An 18,527-nucleotide genomic window follows, 5' to 3' on the forward strand; every position below is an offset into this window, starting at 1 on the left:
GACACGGGTGCCACATCATAACGACACGGATACCTCGCCGCCGTCGACACGGTTACCCCGCCAGCGACCCCACGGAACGGTATGACGAGGCAACCGATCACGCTGTACCGGCTCCAGGCGTGTCCGTTCTGTGAGCGGGTCGTCCGGAGGCTCGACGACCTCGATATTCCGTACCGGTCGCGGTACGTCGAGCCGATGCACTCGGCCCGCGACGTGGTCAAACGCGTCTCGGGATCGCGGAGCGTGCCGGCGATCGTCGACCCCGAGACGGGCGTCACCATGTCCGAGAGCGCGAACATCGTCGCGTACCTCGACCGCACGTACGGGGACGGGGGTGCCTGAGATGGATCTAGGGTTCGACGTCGTCGATTTGCCGGAGGCCGACCACCCCACGGTCGGTGAGACCGCCCCGGGATTCACTCGGCCCCTCGTCGGCGACGAGTTCTGGGAGGACCGTGCGCTCGATGACGTGGTCGACGGGCCGACGCTGCTCGTGTTCCACCCGATGGACGGGGCGTTTCAGACGACGTACCTCTACAACGAGATCGACGAGCACGGCTGGAGGGACGACGTCGACGTGTACGGCCTCTCGATATCCACCCCGTACGAGCACAAGCGACTGCTCGCGGAGCGGGGCGACGGAGTCCGGGTGTTCTCCGACCCGAGCGCGGCGGTGATCCGGTCATACGGCGTCGACCACGACATCGACGGGATGGCGGGGATCACGGAGGCACGCCCCGCCGTGTTCCTCCTCGATGCGGACCGCGAGGTCCGATACGCTTGGGTCGCAGACGAACACCCCGACTTCCCCGAGTATGACGCGGTGGGGTCCGCGATCGACCGACTGGTCGACTGATCGGGTTCGTGAAGCGATCGTTCCCTTGCCGAGTCGTCGGGAGCCGCTAGCCTTTTTCGCGTTACCCGCCAACTCCGCGATGTGACTGACGACGGCGAACGGCTGGACGAATCGGGCCGTATGGACGGCCTGTCGGGAGACACGCGCGAAACCGTGGCTCGGGCGGCACACGCGGTGCGGAGCGGTAGCCTCGTGGTCTACCCCACCGAGACGGTGTACGGGCTCGGCGCGGACGCCCTCGACCCTGAGACGGTCGCAGCGGTGTTCGAAGTGAAGGGACGCAGCCGCGAGGATCCCCTCTCGATGGGCGTGGCGAGCGTCGACGCCGCGCTCGAACACGTCCGTCCCTCCGAGACCGCGCTGGCGTTCATGCGTGCGTTCCTCCCGGGACCGATCACCGTCGTCGTGGAGCGCGGCCGCGACGTTCCCGACGTCCTGACCGGCGGTCGGGACCGCGTTGGTGTGCGCGTCCCTGACCACCCGGTCGCCCGAGCGCTCGCCGCCGAGGCGGGGCCGGTGACGGCCACGAGCGCGAACGTCTCCGGGACGGGCAGCGTCACTCGGGTGGCCGACCTCGACGACCGGATACGCGAGCGCGCCGCGGTCGTGATCGACGACGGCGACTGTCCGGGCACGGAAAGCACCGTCGTCGACCCCGACGCCGGCCGGATCCATCGCCGGGGGGCGATGGCGGGTGCTGTGGAGGCGTGGCTCGCGGACCCGCCCGTGTGAGAAAGAAGACGGAGACCCAGGTACGTGGTCGGGGACGCGGGCTACACTGAGAGGTCGCCTTTCGCTCTGATCACGTCGAGCGCCTCGGCGTCGACGGTGTCGACGTCGAGCCAGTGCGGAACGTACTCGCGTTTCTCGTAGGCCTCTCGTTCGTCCGGGGTTCCCACCGTACACCAGAGCTGGGGTTCGTCCGGACCGTGCCACCCGCCCTGCGTGTTGATACCGAAACACACCAGCTCCTCACCCTCGTACTCGATGATCGCGTCCTTGCGGATCCCGGGGTCGCCGCGGACGATGAGGTGTTGCATACGCCGTCGTTGGCGGGTTCATCGCTTAATCGCTTCGATACCGCGGATCGGAGCGACGGCCGCATCGATACCCGTCCGTACCCGTCTCCGGGGTTCGTTATCCACTCCCCTCGACGCCTATCACCACCCGTTCTCGACGTCCGCGACGAGCGCCTCGAGGATCGCATCCGTCGTGTCGGCGACGATCCCCTCCATCGTTTCGGGATCGCTCGCGGTCGGATCACCGAGCCCGCCGAGCTCCGTCACGTCGCTGAAGTACTCGTAGCTCCGCGTCTCGGGGAACTCCGCCGCGTCTTGCGGTTCCTTCTTTCCGTCGCGGACCAGATCGGGTCGGTACAGCTCGACGAAACTCGTCTCGTGGTCGCCGGCGTGGCCCCACCCCTCCCCGAACGCTGCCTCGAGGTCCTCGCGGGCGAAGTCGGTCCAGTGGACGAAATGCACCGTCAGCTCCGTGTCCCGGCCGAGTCGGTCGGCCGCGATCGACAGCGGCTCCCGGTTGCCGCCGTGACAGTTCACGATGAGCAGGCGGTCGAGCCCGTGGGTCGCCATCGATCCGCCGATCTCGCGGACGACGTCGACGTACGTCTCGGTTGAAAGCGTCACTGTGCCCGGGAACGTCATGTGGTGTTCCGACTGTCCGTACGGCAGCGTCGGCAGTCTGAGGAGGTCGAGATCGAACGCCGGTGCCGCCTCGACGAGCTCGGCGGTGAGGTGGTCCGCACGCAGCGTGTCGGTGGAGACGGGGAGATGCGTCGAGTGTTGTTCGATGCTTCCCGCGGGGAGCACGCCGAAGTCCGCGTCAGCGATCGCCTCGCCCGCCTCCTCGTACGTCAGCCCGAACAGATCGGAATCGGTTTCCGGCATACCTCAGCGAGGGCGGCGGGCGACCAAAGAGCTCCGGGTGGCGGCGAGCGACCAGCGCGCGCCGGGCGGGGGCAGTCGAGCCCGGATCGGGGGCCAAACGAGACGACCGGCGTCAGGGCGCGTAGTAGTACTCGCCGTCGCGTTTCTGCTGGCGGTCCTTCTGTGAGTCCGGCTTGTTGATCCGGGGGCGGCCGGTTCGCTCGTCGCGTCGGAACGTGATATCCAGGTCCGCGAGGAACTCGTTCATCCCCTCACGCATCTCCTGTGGCGGCGTCGCGTGCCCGTGCGCCGCCGGCTCGCCGTCGAACACCATCAGTCGGTCGGCGAGGAGATCGATCATGTAGATGTCGTGGTCGATCACCAGCACGGTGGCGTCGTGGTTCTCCGCGTACCGGCGGATCGCGGTGGTCGCGCGGACCCGCTGTTCGACGTCGAGGTGCGCGGAGGGCTCGTCGAGCAGGTACAGGTCCGCGTCCTCGGACAGACACGCCGCGATGGCGACCCGCTGTCGCTCGCCGCCCGAGAGGTCGGTCAGGTCCTGTTCCATGATCCGGTCGAGCTGGAGCGGCTGGGCGACCTCGGTGTTCCAGTACGAGGTCCCGAACTCGTCGGTGATAGACGAGAGGAACGCGTCGACGCGCATCGGCTGGTCGATCTCGATGTACTGCGGCTTGTACGCGATGTCGAGCCGGAAGTCGAGCTCGCCCTGGTCAGGGGTCAACGAACCCGTGAACAGCTTGGCGAGGGTCGACTTCCCGATCCCGTTCGGCCCGACGATCCCGAGCACCTCCGACTCGTGAATGACGCCGCCCTCGACGTCGAGGGAGAACTCGCCCTCGCCGTACGACTTGTGGAGGTCCGGATACTCGACGAGCGGCGTCCCCTTCGAGGAAGCCCGAGGAGCGTGCTCCTCGAACGTGATCGCAGACGGACGGATCCGCATGTTCTCGTTGTCGAGGTAGCCTTTGAGGTACTCGTTGATCCCGTTTCGAACCGATTTCGGGTCCGTGATCACGCCGTACGCCCCGGGTTCGCCGTACGCGACGTGGAGGGTGTCGGCGAGGAGGTCGAGGATCGCGAGGTCGTGTTCGACGACCAGCATCGACCGCTCGGCGTCGTCGTCGTTCGCCAGCTCCTGGATGAGCCGCGCGGCGACCATCCGCTGGCCGATGTCGAGGTACGGGGTGATCTCGTCGAGGAAGTAGAAATCGGCGTCGCGGGCGAGACAGGCCGCGATGGCGACCCGCTGGAGCTCCCCGCCGGAGATGGAGTCGATGTCCTGATCCATCACCGGTCGGATGTTCAGTCGATCGATGAGGTCATCGAGCGCACCACGCTCGTCGGTCCGCTCCAACAGCTCGCGGGTGTTCCCGTCGAACTGTTTCGGGATCTGGTCGACGTACTGCGGTTTGCGGGCGACGGTAACGTCACCTGCTTTCAGGGCCGCCAAGTAGTTCTGGAGGCCGGTGCCACGGAACCGATCGAGAACCCGTTCCCACGTCGGGTCGGTCTCGTGGTCGCCGAGGTTCGGGACGCGTTCGCCGGCGAGCGCGTGAACGGCCGTCGACTTCCCGATCCCGTTCGGGCCCAGGATCCCGGTGACGCTGCCGGGCTCCGGCGTCGGGAGCCCGTACAGCGCGAACGCGTTCTCGCCGTACCGGTGGACGGGCTCCTCTTTCAGCTCCGAGGGAAGATTGATGATCTCGATCGCGTCGAACGGGCACTTCTCGACGCAGATCCCGCAAGTCTCCCCGAGACACAGCTCCTCGGAGATATGTATCTGGTCGGGGTCACCCTCGTCGGCGTCCTCGCCGCGCTCGGTGATGCACTCCTTTCCCGTCCGGTTCGGAGGACAGTAGTTGGCACACTCGTAGTTGCAGCGGTCGGGCTGACAGCGGTCCAGGTCGACTACCGCGATGCTGTCGTCGGCCATCTCAAAACGTCACCGCCGAGGTGAGCAGCACGGTGTAGCTGATGAACCACAGCGTGAACGTCATGAACGCCACGTAGAGGTTGTCCTTGACGCCGAAGTCGCCGACGCCGATGACCTTGTACAGCGGGTACTGTATCAACACGAACGCGCCCATCACGAGGACGGCGGTCGTGCTGGTGGCGGCGGCATCGCCGGTCCCGACGTACGCGGCCGACACCACGCCCGCGGCGATCCCCGCGAGACAGCAGATAGTGGTGACCACCACGCTCCGGGCGTGGCCGGTGATTGCCGGTTCGTCGCTCATGTCTACGGATCCGCAACCACCGGTGAAAAGCCGTTCGTTCCGTCCCCTACGGACCCGATCGGTCCGCCGCCCCTGTGTGCGGCGAAGCGCGCGCGAGCAAAATGACTGACTGACTGGTCAGTCTACACCCGATATACCGGAGGAATTATCCGGATCATGCGAAGAAAACCAGCAATAAAGGCCCCTAATGGCCCCGAAACGCCGGGAGTTGCATCAACATTTATGAGCGAGTACGGTTTCGAATCGTAACGATGGCTGGAACCCAAACGGAGGGTCTCGACGACCTCCCGCCGAGCGCCAAACTCGTCTTTAAGGTGCTCGAATACAACGGACCGTTGACACAGAAGGGGATCGTCCAAGAGTCGATGCTGTCCGCCCGAACCGTCCGGTACGCCCTCGAACGGCTCGAGGGGATCGACGTGGTCGACGAGGACGTCTACTTCGCGGACGCCAGACAAAACCTCTACAAGCTCACCGAGCCGGCACAGGAGTTCACGAGCGAGGACCGTGACGCCTCCTGTACGGCCGACTAGTCTCTCCGTTCTCGTTTCACGTCACGAACCCCTCGAACCGCCGCGACGACGGTGAGCAGTATCGCGACCAAGAGCCCGAGCGTCGCCGCCAACACGAACGCGAGGAGGAGGAACCACACGTCGGGCCCGAACAGAGGATACTCGCGGACCTCGACGAGCGCCCACGGCAGGAGCTCGAACGTTCGTACCAGGTACAACGCGAGCGCGACGCTCGCGCCGACGGCAGCACCGATCCGGACGTTCCGGTAGAACGCCAACGACTCCAGTAAGACGAGCATCGGCGGCTTATCGGTCGTCTCGTCGCTCACGGCCGCGCGTTATCGCCCGGCGGTCAAAGAGCCGTCGAAACGATCCGATCGAGCGGATACCTCACGAACGACAATAATATTTCTCGAACCTAACAGCGTAAGCAACAGGCATCAAGTGGGGGCGGGTCGTAGCGAGGCGTATGAAACGCGTCCTGCTCTCGTCGTTTCCGATGATCGACCCGGACACCTATCGTGCCAGACTCGCCGAGGGCGTCGACGACGACGTCGAGATCGTCGTCGCCGAGCTCGGCTCGGCCGACCGGGTCATCGAGGCCGGCCAGGGGTTCGACGCGATCGTCACCGACATCAACACGCCGGTCACGGCCGAGGCGATCGAGGCGCTGTCACCCGAGCTCGACGCTATCGTTCGCTCGTCGGTCGGCGTCGACAACATCGACGTCCCGGCCGCCGCCGCCGCCGACGTGACGGTAACGCGGGTTCCCGACTACTGCACCGATGAGGTGGCAACTCACTCCGTCTCACTACTGTTGACCTGCCTCCGTTCGATGAAGCCGTACGACGATGCCGTCGCCGACGGCCGCTGGAGCTGGGAAGACGGTCGGCCGATCCGACGGCTCAGCGCGTCGACGGTCGGGCTCCTGTCGTTTGGCCCGATCGCCCGGCGGGCGGCCGAACAGCTCGGCGGCTTCGGCGCGGAGCTGATCGCACACGACCCCTTCGTCGACGACGACGTGATGGCCGACTACGGCGTCGAGACGGTCGGACTCGACACACTGTTCGAGCGGAGCGACCACCTCGCCGTGTACGCGCCGCTCACCGACGCGACGAGGGGGATGGTCGACGCCGACGCGCTCGCACGGTTCTCGCCGGACTCCGTCGTCGTCAACGTGGGTCGCGGCCCCGTGATAGACGCCGACGCGCTCCTGGATGCGCTCGACGACGGCACGATCAAGGCGGCCGGGCTCGACGTGCTCGCCGAGGAACCACCGAAGGACGACCCGCTTGTCGGTCGCGAGGACACGGTCGTCACGCCGCACGCGGCGTGGTACAGCGAGGACGCGTACGACGACCTCAATCACAGCGCCGCCGCCGACGTCGCGGCCGTCCTCAACGGGGAGACCCCGGCCGGCCGGATCGACCCCGACGCCGACTGGCTGTAGCCGGCTAATCCGCTACCGCTTCGGACTCGCCCATCGACGCCGCCGGGTCGCGGATCCACAGGTCCCCGAACAGCTCGTCCTGACGGAGCGTGACGCTCCCCCGATGTGCCATGAACAACAGCGCGAGGAACGTCATGAACGGTCGGCCGCCGGCGGACGACACCTCCGCGAACAGCACCTCCGCGCGCCCGGCGTCGAAGTGCGGGGTGATCGCGGATTCGACGTCCGCGATCACCTCCTCGATGTCCTCGTCGTGGGTTCGGTCCGTCGCGTCCCCCGCGGTGGGTTCGCCGTCGCGGCGGAACTCGTCCCCAGTGTGGTAATCGAGGGTCTGGGTCCCCCGGTCGTACCCCGACGGCGACTCGGAGGTGTCGTACTTGCGGGACTCTTTCCACCACGAGCCGCGCTCGGCCTCGCGGAGCTCGCGGACGAGCTCGTCGAGCGTCTCCGGCGACCCACGCGTGTGCTTCCGGTCGAGCCGGCGGTCCATCTCCGCTTCGAGCTTGTCGATCGGGTCGAAGCCGGGGTCGGCCGGATCGGTGTCGCCGCCCTCCATCGCGAGCTCCCACGGCTCCGCGGCGGGCTCCGCTTCGTCCTCGTCGTCGGCCAACATCCCGTCGCTTTTCATTCGGAGCAGGACGCTGGCGTAGAACAGCGCGCGCCCCGTGGTCCGGAGATCCGTCTCGTCGAGCTTCTCCAGGAACGCGTCGGTCACCTGCACGATGTCGATATCCCACGGCTCGATCTCCCCCTCCTCGGCTAGCTGAACGAGCAACTCGACCGGTTCGACCTCCTCGTCGTCCTCGGCGGCGTCCGAGCGGTCGCTGGCGTCAACGTCTACGGCGTCCGAAGGGACGCCGTCCTCTGCGTCGGCGGCCTCCGAGCGGTCGCCGTCCTCTGCGTCGGCGGCCTCCGAGCGGTCGCCGTCCTCTGCGTCGGCGGTCTCTGAGCGATCACCGTCCTCTGCGTCGTCGCCGAACGCCGGAGCTACGTCCTGCCGTTCGCTCGTCAGATCGAGGTCGGGAACCCCGTCGTCCTCAGTCATCCGCGCTCACCTCGTCACCGAACTGCATTCCGGTGACGGCGGAGAGGTTGTCCCCTTGCATCGTGACGCCGATCGCGCGATCGGAGCGCTCCAGCAGCGCGGAGCGGTGTCCGACGACGACGAACTGTGCGTCCATGGCGAGCTCCTCTATCATCTCGCCGACCCGTTCCGCGTTGACCGCGTCGAGGAACGCGTCGATCTCGTCGAGCGCGTAGAACGGCGCGGGGTTGTGCCGCTGAACCGCGAAGATGAACGACAGCGCGGTGAGTGACTTCTCGCCGCCACTCATCGCCGCGAGCCGCTGGACCGGCTTATCGGCGGGCTGTGCTTTCATCGTCAACCCCTCCTCGAACGGGTCCTCGGGGTTCTCCAACACGAGCTCGCCCGACCCGGCGGAGAGCCGGGAGAAGATCTCTTGGAAGTGCTCGTTTATCGACTCGAACGTCTCCATGAACGTCGCCTTCTTCTCGGCCTCGTACCCCTCGATCCGCTCCGTGATCGCGTCGCGCTCCTCGACGAGGACGTCCCGACGCTCCTCGAGCTGGTCGAGCTCCGCCTGGACCTCGTCGTACTCGTCGATCGCGAGCATGTTGACCGGTTCGAGCGCCTCCATCTCCGCCTCGAGCGACTCGATCCGTGACTCGACTTCCGAGAGGTCCGGGACTGCCTCGGGGTCGTACTCGCCGACCTGCGACTCCAGCTCGTCGACCTCCCACTCCAGCCGGTCGCGCCGGTCGACCAGCTCTTCGAGGGCGGACTCCGCGTCGGCGACCGTCGAGCGCTGTTCGTCGCGCTTCCGGGTGGCCTCCTGGATCTCCTCGCGGAGCGCCTCGCGGTCGGCTTTCAGCGCCTCGAGCTCCTCCTCGAGATCCGCGATAGACGCCTTCTTCTCCGCTAACAGCTCCTCTTTCTCCCCGATCGTCGCCTCGTGTTCGGCGATCGCCGATTCGGCTTCGCTCTTGCGGTTCTGGGCAGTCTCCACCGTGTCGTGGAGGTCGTCGACCGCGTCTTCGGCGTACCCCTTCTCCAGTTCCAGCTCGTTTCGTTTCGCGTCGAGGTCGTCCATCCGACCCTCCAGTTCGGCGATCTCCTCGCGGATCCCGTCCGCCCGCTCGGAGAGCTCCGGGATCTTCGAGTCCGCGAGCTCCGCTTCGATCTCCGCGATATCCGCTTCCAAGCCGTCGATGTCGGCGTCCAGCGCGTCGATCGTCGTGTCGATCTCGTCCATCTCCTGATCGACGGACTCGCGTTCCGCGCGGAGCGACGCGAGCTCGTCTTCCAGCTCGTTGATCCGCGCCTCGGTCGACTCGAGCTCTGCTTCGGCGCGCTCGATGTCGCCTTCGAGCGATCGGACGCGGTCGGCGGCGTCCGCCTTGCGGTCGCGCGCGTCGTCGATATCCGCCTCCAGGGATTCGATCTCCGACTCCGCGCTCCGGCGCTCGTCCTCTAACTCGGAGATCGCCTCGGCGAGCCGCTCCAGCTTCCCGCCGCCGGATTTCGTGAACGCGTACCGCGAGCCGCCGCCGGAACCGCCGGTCATCGCGCCCGATTTCTCGATCAGGTCGCCGTCGAGCGTCACCATCCGGTAGTCGCCCATCAGGTCGCGGGCGGTCGCCATGTCCTCGACGACGAGCGTGGAGCCGAGCACGTACGAGAACACCGTCTCGTACCGGGAGTCGTAATCGACGAGGTTCCGCGCGAAGTCGATCACGCCCGGCACCGACGGCTTCCGGGGGAGGCCACGGTCGTCCATCTTCGTGATCGGGAGGAACGTCGCCCGACCCGCGTTGCGACGCTTGAGGTAGTCGATACAGGTGGACCCGACGCCGTCGTCGTCGACGACGACGTTCGCGAGCCGACCGCCGGCGGCGGTCTCACACGCCTCGGCGTACTCCGCCTCGACGGAGCCGAGCTCGCCGACCGCGCCGTGAACGCCGTCGATCCCGCCGTTCTTCACTTCGGTCACGGCGCGGGGCCAAGAGGTGTCGCCACGCTCGCTCGCGGCGGCTTCGAGTTTGGCGTACTCGTTCTGCTTCTCGCGGAGCTCCGCCTCGATCTCGTCCAGTCGTTCCTTCCGTTCGGACTTCTCGGCGAACAGGTCCGCGAGCGCGTCCTCGATACGCGACTCGTTTTTGCGTGCCTTGTCGAGCTCGCCGTGTAGTTCCGAGATCCGTGCTTTGAGGTCCGGGACGTCCTCGTGAGCCGCCTCCAGCTCCTCGCGTGCCTCCTCGACGGCGTTCGATCGGCGACGCGCCTCGTCGAGCAGCCGGTCCTTCTCGCGTTGGGCCTCGTGTTTCTCCTCACGGAGGGTCTCCAGACGTGCCTTTCGGTCCGCGAGCTCGTCCTTCAGCTCGTCGAACTCCGTGTCCGCGCCCTCGATCTCGGCTTCGACGTCGGCGAGCGTCGACCGCTTCGTCGCGATCTCCGACTTGATCGACGCCTTCTCGACTTTCAGGTCACGGATCTCGGTTTCGAGGTCGTCTATCGTCTCCTGTTTCCGGTCGATCTGGACGAACGCGTTCCGGCGTTCCGTCTCCGCCTCCGCCGCGCGCTCCTCGGCGGCCTCGATCTTGTCTTTCAGCCGGGAGATCTCGCCTTTGATCTCCTCTATCTCCGCGCGGATCTCGATCTGTTCGTCCTCGCCTTTCGTCTCGATCTCGTGAGTGAGGTCCGCGAGGTCCTCCTCCAAGCGGGTGAGCGCACCCTGTCGCGTGTCGAGCTCGGCCCGCAGCTCCGCGAGCTCGGCTTCCGCGTCGTCGATGTCGTCCTCGACGCGTTCCAGCGACTCCCGTTTGTCCTCCAGCTCGGAGGCCTTGCGGTAGCCGCGATACGTCTCGACCTCCTCGCGGAGCGACTGGTACTCGAGGGCGGTCTCGCGCTCGTCGGAGAGCCGGTCGAGCCGTTCCCGCTTCTCCTCGATCCGGAGGTCGGCCTCGCCGATCCGGTCTTTGACCGTGTCGAGCTCCTCGAAGGCGGCCTCCTTCTTCTCGTCGAACTCGGCGACGCCCGCGATCTCGTCGACGATCCCACGACGCTGATACGGCGTCATGTTGATGATCTCGGTGACGTCCCCCTGCATCACCACGTTGTATCCCTCCGGCGTGACGCCCGCTGCGGCGAGCAGGTCCCGGATGTCCGAGAGGTTCACCGAGCGGCCGTTGAGGTAGTAGTAGGAGTAGTAGTTGTCCTCGGTCTCCTTCACGCGGCGTTTGATCGTGATCTCAGAGACGTCGCCGACGTTCTCCGAGCCGGCCGCCGAGACGACCTGTGAGCGGTCGAGGGTCCCGTCCTCGTTGGAGAGCACCACCGTGACGGACGCCTCCGAGGGGCCGCCATCACCCTCGCCGTCCTCGTGTCCGGGGTTGTAGATCAGGTCGGTGAGCTTCTTCGCTCTGATCCCGCGGGTGCGTGCCAGCCCGAGCGCGAACAGGATCCCGTCGATGATGTTCGACTTGCCGGACCCGTTCGGTCCCGTGACGACGGTGAAATCCTCATAGAAGGGGATCCTCGTCGTGCGCCCGAAGCTCTTGAACCCGTCCAAAACGACTTCCGTGATATGCATGTTCGCGGGGTCTCGCGGGCTTACGCGACGATGATGTCGTTGTCGTCGGACTCGCCCTCGGTTTCGTCTCCTTCCTGCGTCGACGTATCGGTTTCGGCGTCGGGCGTCGCCGGCGACTCGTCGGGTACGATCACCTCGTCGTCCGTCCCGTCGGCGTCCGTCCGGTCAGCGTCCGTCCCGTCGGCGTCGGGGGCGGCCGCGGTGTCAGCTGGCGGATCGGTTCGCTCGACGACCTCGACGTGATCGTCGGAGTGGGTCCGGCGCTCGCCGCCGGCGGCGTCGGACACCGTGTCGGACGCGTCGTCCCCGGTGGATTCGTCCGCCTCGGCGGCCGCTTCCGCGGCGGCTGCACGTTCCTGTTCGTTTTCGAGCTGGCGGACGCGTTCTTTCATCTCGACGAGCTCCTCGGTGAGCCCGTTGACCGCCGCCTGCAGCTCCGCGACCTGCCGTTCGAGGTCCTCGACGCGGTTGCTCATGTACACACGTATGCCCGCGCGGGCCGTATAAATCTGCGTCAGACACATGTGTGACCAAGTGGCATACCCGAGGCGTCCGTTCGTAGAGTGTTCGTTCGGTTCGGCTTCTCCAGCCCATCCGGTTCAGCGGGCGTCCCCGGCGGCTGTCTGTCATCCGTCGGACGGGAAGCAAGCTATTTGTACCCACCACGGATACCGATAGGCGATGAGCAAGATCACGTTCCGAGCCGACGACGATCTCGTCGAGCGGCTGGAATCGTGTGACGCTTCGAAAAGCGAGGTGATGCGCGAGGCGCTTCGGGCCCACCTCGATACCGACGACGAGCCGTCCGAGGGGAGCGTCGACGCCGCGCTGGCCGACCGCGTCGACGACCTCATCGCCGAGCGCCTCGACGCGGCGCTGGACGAACGGCTCGGGACGGCTCGACCCGAACCCACGAACGCGTATACGCCGTCAGGACCCGGTGAGATCAACGTAAACGTCACTCTCGACGCCCCTAACGCCGAGGAGTCAGACGCGCGTGTAACACGTGAGACGATGCCGGAAGACGAGCCTGATGCGCGTAAGACGCGTGGAAACCGTGCGATGCAAACGACCGAAAACGTCTGTGGTGGATGTGGCGAAAACGTGCCTGAAGACCACGTTTACTGCCCGAACTGTGGTGAGAAGCAGTCACACAGAGCGTTCTGTGAGTGCGGCGACGAGGTCAGAACCGACTGGGCGTTCTGCCCCGGTTGCGGTCGGCGGACCCCCGCAGCGGACGTATTGAACGACAGATAACCGCCGTAAACAGGGCCGAAGTCCCGGTATACGGCGTTTCCACACATTTGTCTTACAACCGCCGTTAGTTTTATAAGCATAGCCTCGGTGACTACAACCGCGTAAGACGGTCGTCTTACAGCCGGCGCCCGTCGGCGGGGATGTCCTCGTCGTCGGGCGATTCGACGCTGTAAGACGCGCGACATGGGGTCGCGCCGTCTTACCGGGGGAATACACAAAATGGAGCGTGTGACACTACGGATCCCGAAACAGCAGATCGACGAGGTCGAACAGATGGTCGAGACGGGGGAGTTCCCGAACCGGAGCGAGGCGATCCGGTCGGCCGTCCGCGACATGTTGAACGAACAGGACGGCGAGCGCGAGGAGCGCAGCCGCAACCGCAGCTGGGCCAAGGTGTAGATCGATGCAGGATCTCGTTCAGGACGCCCTCGACAACGCGGAAGCGGAGAAACGCGACATGGACGTCGACATGGACGACGACGAGTTCGGGGACCCCCGGATCGTCATCGTCGGTGCCGGCGGCGCGGGTAACAACACAGTCAACCGACTGTACAACATCGGCGTCGACGGTGCCGACACCGTCGCGATCAACACGGACAAACAGCACCTCAAGATGATCGAAGCCGACACCAAGATCCTCGTGGGCAAGTCGCTCACGCAGGGGCTCGGTGCCGGCGGCGACCCTAAGATGGGCGAGCGGGCCACCGAGATGGCCCAGGGGACGATCAAGGAGGTGCTCGGCGACGCCGACCTCGTCTTCGTCACCGCCGGCATGGGCGGCGGGACCGGCACCGGCGCGGCCCCGGTCGTCTCGAAGATCGCCAAAGACCAGGGAGCGATCGTCGTCGGGATGGTCTCGACGCCGTTCAACGTCGAGCGTGCCCGCACGGTGAAAGCCGAGGAAGGGTTAGAGAGCCTCCGCAACGAGGCCGACTCGATCATCGTCCTCGACAACAACCGGCTGCTCGATTACGTCCCGAACCTCCCGATCGGAAAGGCGTTCTCCGTGATGGACCAGATCATCGCGGAGACGGTCAAAGGGATCTCGGAGACGATCACCCAGCCGAGCCTCATCAACCTGGACTACGCCGACATGTCCACGATCATGAACCAGGGCGGCGTGGCGGTGATGCTCGTCGGCGAGACCCAGGACAAGAACAAGACCCAAGAAGTGGTCAACGACGCGATGAACCATCCGCTCTTGGACGTCGACTACCGCGGTGCCTCGGGCGGGCTCGTCCACATCACGGGCGGCCCGGATCTCACGCTGAAGGAGGCCGAGGGGATCGCGAACAACATCACCGAGCGGCTGGAGGCGAGCGCCAACGTCATCTGGGGCGCTCGTATCCAAGAGGAGTACAAAGGGAAGGTCCGCGTCATGGCGATCATGACCGGCGTCCAGAGTGCGCAAGTGCTCGGTCCGTCGACACAGAAACAGGCGGACAAGTCCCGTGCCGCGGTCGACGGCGATGACCTCGGTGACTCCCGTTCGCGCGCAGCGGAAACGAACGCGGGCGTCGGAGGCTCCGGTGGGTCCGGGCGATCCGAGCGTGCGGCCTGGGAGTCCGACGGCGGGACCGAGACCGTTGAGAAGAACAACGGGCTCGACGTCATCCGGTAGACGAACCGCCGGGAGACCCCGCGAACGAACGTCCGACCGCTTTTCGATGATGCCTCGAATCACGAGCGGCCGCGTCGTCACGCGAGGGCTTAAGTCGACGACACCCGTGTAATCCGTGTGGTGTGTCATCGACGGACCGAGTCCCCGACGCCGGATCCGGACACCGATCGGAGCGCCGTACGAGCGAGCGAACGATGACCGACCGGGCGCTGTATTTCACCGCACCGGAAACGGTCGAGCGCCGATCCGTGACGGTCGGTCCTCCGGACGACGACGAGCTCTTGGTGACAACGAGTGCCTCCGCGATCAGCGCGGGCACGGAGCTGTTGGTGTATCACGACGAGACGCCATCCGGGATCCCCGTCGACGAGACGATCGACGGACTCGACGGGGAGTTCTCCTACCCGCTTCGATACGGATACGCGGCCGCCGGAACGGTGACGGCGGTCGGCGACGACATCGATCCAGCCTGGATCGACCGGACGGTGTTCGGGTTCGCCCCACACCAGACCCGATTTCGGGCGACACCGGAGGCCGTGGTTCACCTTCCGGACGGGATGTCACCCGAGACCGGAGCGTTGCTCCCATCGGTCGAGACGGCGACGAATCTCGTGCTCGATGCGGCTCCACGGCTCGGCGAGCGTGTTGTCGTTCTCGGCGCGGGCGTCATCGGGTTGTGTGTGACGAGACAGTTGGCGTCGTTCCCGCTCGCAGAGCTCGTCGTCGTCGACCCGGTCGAGTCCCGACGGGTTCTCGCTCGGGAGATGGGCGCCGATCGCGTGGGGACGCCCGAGGCAGTCACCGCCGAGGTCGACGAGGCGGACTGTGTTATCGAGCTGTCGGGGCGGCCGGCCACGCTCGACGACGCGATCGACGTGGTCGGGTACGACGGCCGGATCGTCGTCGGCTCGTGGTACGGGTCGAAACGCGCCCCGATCGATCTCGGCGGTCGGTTTCATCGGGACCGGATCGACATCGTCTCGAGCCAGGTGAGCACGATCGCCCCCGAGCTCCGCGGCCGGTGGGATCGCGACCGCCGGATGGACGTCGCGCTCGATGGGTTGCGTGAGATCGACGCCGAGGCGCTCGTCACGGACCGGATCCCCTTCGAGAACGCGACCGAGGCGTACGAGCGGCTCGACGCCGACCGCGAGTCGACGATACAGGTCGTGTTGGAGTACTGATGAGCTCCCTCCGAGACGCCAGTCGACTGCGAGAGCGGCTCACGACGCGGACACATGTAGTCCTCGCAGTGTTCGCGATCGGAGTCGCCGTCGCCGCGTCCCGAGTCCCGCTTTGGCGCGCGCGAGCGGCCGCAGCGCGCCTCTCCGACGCCGCACCGGACCGGATAGTTCCGTATCCGCTGTCGGTGTTACCGCCACCGGACGCGGAGTACGCTGGCGTCTGGGCGGTTCCACCCGAAACTGCTCGGCGGCGACTGATCGACGAGCACGGGTTCAGCCAGCAGCTCCGGGCGTACCTTCACGCGTACGAACACGGCGGCGAGACGGTGTACGAGGCGGCGAGCTGTGCGTATCGGCCGAACGGATTCACCGGTGAGTGGCAGCTCCACGTCCGACTGTTCGGGACGCCCGACGGGGAGACCGACGTCTGGTGTCACTGGGAGCGCAACCCCAACGTCGCCCCGTTCGCGCACCTCCGACAGGACGGCTACGATCCCGCGGAGGGGATCCGTCGCTTCCGCGAGCTGGTCCCGGCGGAGACGCGGATAGAGGGGCCGATCGCGGAGCAGGTCCGAGAGTCGGAGTAAGTCCAGCCGTCGGAGCGGGTCGGACGGTCGAACTGGGCGGGTATCGACCGGCCTGTCGACCGCTCATCCGGTCGAAGGCGAGCGAGGAGATCGAAGACGAGCGAGGAGGTCGAGGTGGTGAGCGACGAGTCCGAACTCGCCGTCGGCCAGCTGGGCTCGCCGCGTCGACACCCACGCCTCGGGGACCGACGGGTCGAGGGTGTCGGCCGGGTAGTCGGCGAGCGCGCCGTCGATCGTCGCGAGCAGGTGATCGAGGAACGCGTCCTCCCCGTTCGGGTACGTCCCCCCTCGCGGCCTGACGACCCAGTCGCCGCCGCCGACCGCCGTCACGTCGTACCCGTGTGTCGGGGCGCGTTCGAGGACGTCCCTCGCCGCCCGGCTGCTCCCGGGTCGCTCGCGGATCTCGTCCATATGCCGATGGTAGAGGGACTCGATCCTGCCGTCGTCCGGATGGGCGGGCGAGAAGTGGGTCGCGCCGTCGAAGGTACACGGGGCGTACAACGACCCGTCCGGGCGGAGCACGTCGCGCAGCGAGGCCAGCAGCCGGTCGGGGTCGACGATGTCGAGGAACGCGGCGGCGATCACGGCGTCGGCATCGTCGACGATTTCCCGTGCGTCGGCCGTCTCGAAACTGATTTCGAAGCGCGTATCGCCGTCGGGCAGTTCGGCAGTCACGACTCCGTCGTCGACCGTCGTCGCGTATCCCGCCGCCGAGAGCCACTCGGGAACGCGTTCGCGAGCGGCCGTAACACACTCGTCGGACACGTCGACCGCGCGATACGAGACGGTGCCCGGGAGTCGCTCCCAGTCGGCGAGCCGGGCGACCATCGAGCCGACGCCCGCCCCGACCTCGACGATCCGTAGCGGTCGGTCCGTCGCCGTGGCCCGATCGGTCAATCCTGAGACGAACTCGTCCCACACCCGGCGGTTCAGCGCCCGGTCGTCGACGCTTCGTTTCGCGGTCAGGTACTCGACGAAGTCGCTCACGCGGTGTCACCCCCGACGGTGTCGGCGGATCCATACTCGTCCCCCGTCGCCCCCTCGACGACGGATCGGAGGAACGTCCGGATCCGATCGGTCGTCTCGTCCCAGTCCGGGTGTCGTTCGGCGGTTCGAAGCCCGGCGACGCCGAGCGCGGCGAGCCGGTCGCGGTCCGTCGCGAGACGTCGGATCCGGTCGGCGATCGTCCGGTCGGCGGTCGGATCGACGAGGAACCCGTTCGTTCCGTCGCGGAGGAACTCCCCGGTGCCTCCCAGGGATCCGGCGATCGGAACCACGCCGTGTTCCATCGCCTCCAGATGGACCATGCCGAACGCCTCGTATCGGGCGGGAACACAACAGACGTGACTCCGGTCGAACGTCGATACGAGGTCGTCGTCCGGCAGCTCGCCGACGAACTCGACGCGGTTGTCGAGCCCGAGCGACGCGGTTCGTTCGACGAGCCGCTCGGTGTGGGCGGGGGCGACCCCGCGATTCCCGACGACCGTCAACCGCCACTCGGGAGCATCGCTCCCCGAGCGGTCGGACCGACCGTCGCGCCCCGAGGGGGAGTGCCGGCCGCTCACACCGTGCCGGTCGACCCGGGCGAGCGCGTCGAGGAGGGTCCCGAGGTTCTTCCGCGGGACGACGTTGCCGACGAAGACGATCCGTAGCGGCCCCCGTCGTGCCCGCTCGCGGACGCGGTCGGATGTCGTCGCGGCCCCCTCGGACCGACCGGCCGGCGGCGCGACGACCGTCGGCGTCCGAGCCCGAGACGGCGCGATCCGGTCGACCCGGTCACGGGTGAACCCGCTCGTCGCGATGGTCGCGTCGACCGAGCGGACGAACCGTCGCTCGAACGGGCGGATGACGGACGCGTACCGCTCCGTCGGGTCGTCCGAACGGAGGTGGTGGACCAGCCCGACGACCGCGTCCGGCCCCGAAAGCCGGCGGTTGTGCCGCCAGACGGACGGGTGACAGAGCCCGTCCTCGACGAGGACATCGACGTCACGGTCCAGCCGCTCGCGGATCCGGGGGTCGACCGCGTCGACGAGCCCCCGACCGTACCGCCGCCACGGGAGGGAGACGACCTCGACCGTGTCGCCGCGCGCCCGAAGTCGAGAGACCACCTCGCGGTCGTATCGGAACCCGCCGGAGGTGGCGTCGAGGTCGCCGTAGACGACGAGGGCCATCTCCAGCGGGCGGCCGTCGGCGACCGGTCGGTCGTCGTCGCGGTCCGTATCCCCGGTGCGGCCCGGTTCGTCGACGGTCTCGTCGGCGAAGCCTGCACCGTCGGAGGTCGGCGTCCCGTTCGCCGATGGTGTTGGGGACAC

At 67.0% G+C, this 18,527-nt stretch carries 20 protein-coding genes; 10 read left to right on the plus strand and 10 right to left on the minus strand.

Translation table 11 applies throughout. The annotated features are described in order from the left end of the window. Positions 1-81: 81 nt before the first annotated feature. The 3 genes from ACZ5TV_RS04125 to ACZ5TV_RS04135 all read left to right on the plus strand — a co-directional run bounded on the left by ACZ5TV_RS04125 (position 82) and on the right by ACZ5TV_RS04135 (position 1,588). Complete coding sequence (locus ACZ5TV_RS04125) at positions 82-342, plus strand: glutathione S-transferase N-terminal domain-containing protein (protein ID WP_379780113.1); 261 nt, start codon at positions 82-84, stop codon at positions 340-342. Between the two features lies 1 nt (position 343). Next, positions 344-856: a redoxin domain-containing protein gene (locus ACZ5TV_RS04130; RefSeq protein ID WP_379780111.1), complete on the plus strand. Its 513-nt coding sequence runs from the start codon at positions 344-346 to the stop codon at positions 854-856. A 120-nt stretch (positions 857-976) separates the two neighbouring features. Beyond that, positions 977-1,588 carry an L-threonylcarbamoyladenylate synthase gene (locus tag ACZ5TV_RS04135; RefSeq protein WP_464384332.1) on the plus strand — a complete coding sequence of 204 codons (612 nt, stop codon included), beginning with the start codon at positions 977-979 and terminating at the stop codon, positions 1,586-1,588. A 41-nt stretch (positions 1,589-1,629) separates the two neighbouring features. On the opposite strand, the gene ACZ5TV_RS04140 is transcribed toward ACZ5TV_RS04135, so the two are convergent. The 4 genes from ACZ5TV_RS04140 to ACZ5TV_RS04155 all read right to left on the minus strand — a co-directional run bounded on the left by ACZ5TV_RS04140 (position 1,630) and on the right by ACZ5TV_RS04155 (position 4,997). Further along, the gene (locus ACZ5TV_RS04140; RefSeq protein WP_379779646.1) at positions 1,630-1,896 is read right to left on the minus strand and encodes an HAH_0734 family protein; all 267 of its coding nucleotides are present in this window, start codon (positions 1,894-1,896) and stop codon (positions 1,630-1,632) included. Between the two features lie 120 nt (positions 1,897-2,016). Beyond that, positions 2,017-2,760, minus strand: coding sequence for a creatininase family protein (locus ACZ5TV_RS04145; RefSeq protein ID WP_379779648.1), 744 nt, complete (start codon positions 2,758-2,760; stop codon positions 2,017-2,019). 112 nt (positions 2,761-2,872) lie between these two features. Continuing rightward, positions 2,873-4,693: a ribosome biogenesis/translation initiation ATPase RLI gene (locus tag ACZ5TV_RS04150; RefSeq protein WP_379779650.1), complete on the minus strand. Its 1,821-nt coding sequence runs from the start codon at positions 4,691-4,693 to the stop codon at positions 2,873-2,875. Between the two features lies 1 nt (position 4,694). Continuing rightward, entirely contained in the window at positions 4,695-4,997 is a 303-nt protein-coding gene (locus ACZ5TV_RS04155) for an EMC6-like membrane protein (protein WP_379779652.1), read from the minus strand. 251 nt (positions 4,998-5,248) lie between these two features. On the opposite strand from ACZ5TV_RS04155, the gene ACZ5TV_RS04160 reads away from it, so the two are divergent. Next, a complete protein-coding gene (locus tag ACZ5TV_RS04160) occupies positions 5,249-5,530 on the plus strand; it encodes a MarR family transcriptional regulator (protein WP_094530771.1) in 282 nt (93 codons plus the stop codon). Here the strand turns inward: ACZ5TV_RS04160 and ACZ5TV_RS04165 are convergent. After that, positions 5,527-5,808, minus strand: a complete 282-nt coding sequence (locus ACZ5TV_RS04165; RefSeq protein ID WP_379779674.1) for a DUF7536 family protein — start codon at positions 5,806-5,808, stop codon at positions 5,527-5,529. The genes ACZ5TV_RS04160 and ACZ5TV_RS04165 overlap by 4 nt on opposite strands. 170 nt (positions 5,809-5,978) lie before the next feature. Here ACZ5TV_RS04165 and ACZ5TV_RS04170 point away from each other — a divergent pair, with 170 nt between their 5' ends. Beyond that, positions 5,979-6,959, plus strand: a complete 981-nt coding sequence (locus ACZ5TV_RS04170; RefSeq protein WP_379779654.1) for a C-terminal binding protein — start codon at positions 5,979-5,981, stop codon at positions 6,957-6,959. 4 nt (positions 6,960-6,963) lie between these two features. On the opposite strand, the gene ACZ5TV_RS04175 is transcribed toward ACZ5TV_RS04170, so the two are convergent. The 3 genes from ACZ5TV_RS04175 to ACZ5TV_RS04185 are packed head-to-tail and all read right to left on the minus strand — an operon-like array spanning position 6,964 to position 12,042. Beyond that, positions 6,964-8,004: a segregation/condensation protein A gene (locus ACZ5TV_RS04175; protein WP_379779656.1), complete on the minus strand. Its 1,041-nt coding sequence runs from the start codon at positions 8,002-8,004 to the stop codon at positions 6,964-6,966. Next, the gene (smc, locus tag ACZ5TV_RS04180) at positions 7,997-11,566 is read right to left on the minus strand and encodes a chromosome segregation protein SMC (RefSeq protein ID WP_379779658.1); all 3,570 of its coding nucleotides are present in this window, start codon (positions 11,564-11,566) and stop codon (positions 7,997-7,999) included. Before smc ends, ACZ5TV_RS04175 begins: the two co-directional genes overlap by 8 nt. A gap of 20 nt (positions 11,567-11,586) precedes the next feature. Next, positions 11,587-12,042, minus strand: coding sequence for a DUF7518 family protein (locus ACZ5TV_RS04185; RefSeq protein WP_379779660.1), 456 nt, complete (start codon positions 12,040-12,042; stop codon positions 11,587-11,589). A gap of 205 nt (positions 12,043-12,247) precedes the next feature. On the opposite strand from ACZ5TV_RS04185, the gene ACZ5TV_RS04190 reads away from it, so the two are divergent. The 5 genes from ACZ5TV_RS04190 to ACZ5TV_RS04210 all read left to right on the plus strand — a co-directional run bounded on the left by ACZ5TV_RS04190 (position 12,248) and on the right by ACZ5TV_RS04210 (position 16,215). Further along, on the plus strand, positions 12,248-12,823 hold the full coding sequence (locus tag ACZ5TV_RS04190; RefSeq protein WP_379779662.1) for a double zinc ribbon domain-containing protein: 576 nt from the start codon (positions 12,248-12,250) through the stop codon (positions 12,821-12,823). A gap of 219 nt (positions 12,824-13,042) precedes the next feature. Further along, positions 13,043-13,222, plus strand: coding sequence for a ribbon-helix-helix domain-containing protein (locus ACZ5TV_RS04195; protein ID WP_379779664.1), 180 nt, complete (start codon positions 13,043-13,045; stop codon positions 13,220-13,222). A 4-nt stretch (positions 13,223-13,226) separates the two neighbouring features. Continuing rightward, complete coding sequence (gene ftsZ, locus ACZ5TV_RS04200) at positions 13,227-14,444, plus strand: cell division protein FtsZ (RefSeq protein WP_379779666.1); 1,218 nt, start codon at positions 13,227-13,229, stop codon at positions 14,442-14,444. 194 nt (positions 14,445-14,638) lie between these two features. Continuing rightward, positions 14,639-15,628: a zinc-dependent alcohol dehydrogenase gene (locus ACZ5TV_RS04205; RefSeq protein WP_379779676.1), complete on the plus strand. Its 990-nt coding sequence runs from the start codon at positions 14,639-14,641 to the stop codon at positions 15,626-15,628. Continuing rightward, positions 15,628-16,215 carry a hypothetical protein gene (locus tag ACZ5TV_RS04210; RefSeq protein WP_379779668.1) on the plus strand — a complete coding sequence of 196 codons (588 nt, stop codon included), beginning with the start codon at positions 15,628-15,630 and terminating at the stop codon, positions 16,213-16,215. The genes ACZ5TV_RS04205 and ACZ5TV_RS04210 overlap by 1 nt, the downstream gene beginning before the upstream one ends. Before the next feature lie 63 nt (positions 16,216-16,278). On the opposite strand, the gene ACZ5TV_RS04215 is transcribed toward ACZ5TV_RS04210, so the two are convergent. Together ACZ5TV_RS04215 and ACZ5TV_RS04220 are read right to left on the minus strand one after the other, a co-directional pair. Further along, positions 16,279-17,202 (minus strand): methyltransferase, encoded by a 924-nt coding sequence (locus tag ACZ5TV_RS04215; RefSeq protein WP_379779670.1) that lies wholly within the window; start codon positions 17,200-17,202, stop codon positions 16,279-16,281. Continuing rightward, entirely contained in the window at positions 17,199-18,527 is a 1,329-nt protein-coding gene (locus ACZ5TV_RS04220) for a glycosyltransferase family 4 protein (protein ID WP_464384136.1), read from the minus strand. The genes ACZ5TV_RS04215 and ACZ5TV_RS04220 overlap by 4 nt, the downstream gene beginning before the upstream one ends.

This window comes from Halorubrum tibetense (assembly GCF_055396225.1).